At 66.2% G+C, this 1164-nt stretch carries 1 pseudogene; it reads right to left on the reverse strand.

The window, feature by feature from the left end:
• Positions 1-241: 241 nt before the first annotated feature.
• A pseudogene (locus tag BI335_RS21550) lies at positions 242-1164 on the reverse strand (hypothetical protein); the annotation flags it as partial.

Here is a 1164-nt window from a genome sequence, read left to right on the forward strand (position 1 = left end):
TCGGCTACAAAGTCATCCTGCAACCCGCCGCCTGACCACAACCCCTACAACCACTCCCACCGACGAGTCACGCCGCCGGACGCTCCACCGCGCGTGGCTGAGTCCATTCTCGGACTAGGTCGCGCAGTGACCGTGTCGAGAGGAACCGCGAGGTAGGTTGCTCATCTCGGCACGCTCGGCATTGCTCCGCTTCGCTGCGCATGCCGAGCTACTCGATGAGCGTGCGGAGTCGCTCGGAAAACTAGCCTGGGTTGGGAATCAGGGCAGGTTGGGATTCCGGCGGAGCCGGCTTCTTCGTCTCCTGCTTCGCCCTCTTCTGTTTCGCCGCGTCGGCCTGGTCGCGGGCAGTCTGACGTAGGTCCCGAAGGCGCTGGTTCTTGCGGGCGCGGCGGAGTCGCTCGCGTTCACGAGCTTCATCGGCGGCCTGTTCGGCTTCGGCCTGTTCCTTCTCCAGCTGGGTTCGCCCGTTGCACAGAGTGTCGCGAAGCAGCTTTTCGGTTCGGGAGAGTGAAGCCGCGGGGTCGTTGATCAGGTGGTCGGGTGGTGGATGATTCCAGGTGCCGTAGCTGGTGACCCAGGCTTCCTGCCCGGCCGGTGTTTTCCAGTGGAACACCCCCGGGGAGGGTTGCTCGACCCGGAATCCGGCGTGAGTTCTGGCGCGGTGCGAGGCCCGGTTCAACGGCCCCAGGTTGCCCGAGCTGGTCGGCCCCTCCGGGGCGGGAATGGTGTGATCGAGGTCGATCCCGCGGCCGAACGCACTGCGGTTGGAGCGGGGGAACATCACATATCGGTCGCGCAGTTTGACCCGTTGCGCCAACTCGTCGGAGGGCCGGTAGGTGTTCACCATCACCGGCGCGGCCAAGTCGATCACCGGCCGCACCTTCACGGTGCCAGCGCACTGGGCGAGCAGCTCCTTCAAGTGCTGCAGGGTCACGGGTCCGAGGGCGTCGCCTTCACCACCGCGACGGTTAGCGAGGTCCTTCTGGTGGACGTGCAGGATCAACTCCGCACCGTGACGGCACCGCTCACTGGTGGGGGTGACGATCTCGCCGTGCTTGTTGACCACCTCACCGCCAGGGGTGACGGTGGCGCCGTCGAACAATGAGGGCTGCAGCAGTTGCCGGGCACGGTCGGGATGTGCCAGATGGCCGAGGGCTTCCGCGC

The sequence above is a fragment of the Enemella evansiae genome (assembly GCF_002250705.1).
Classification (GTDB): domain Bacteria; phylum Actinomycetota; class Actinomycetes; order Propionibacteriales; family Propionibacteriaceae; genus Enemella; species Enemella evansiae.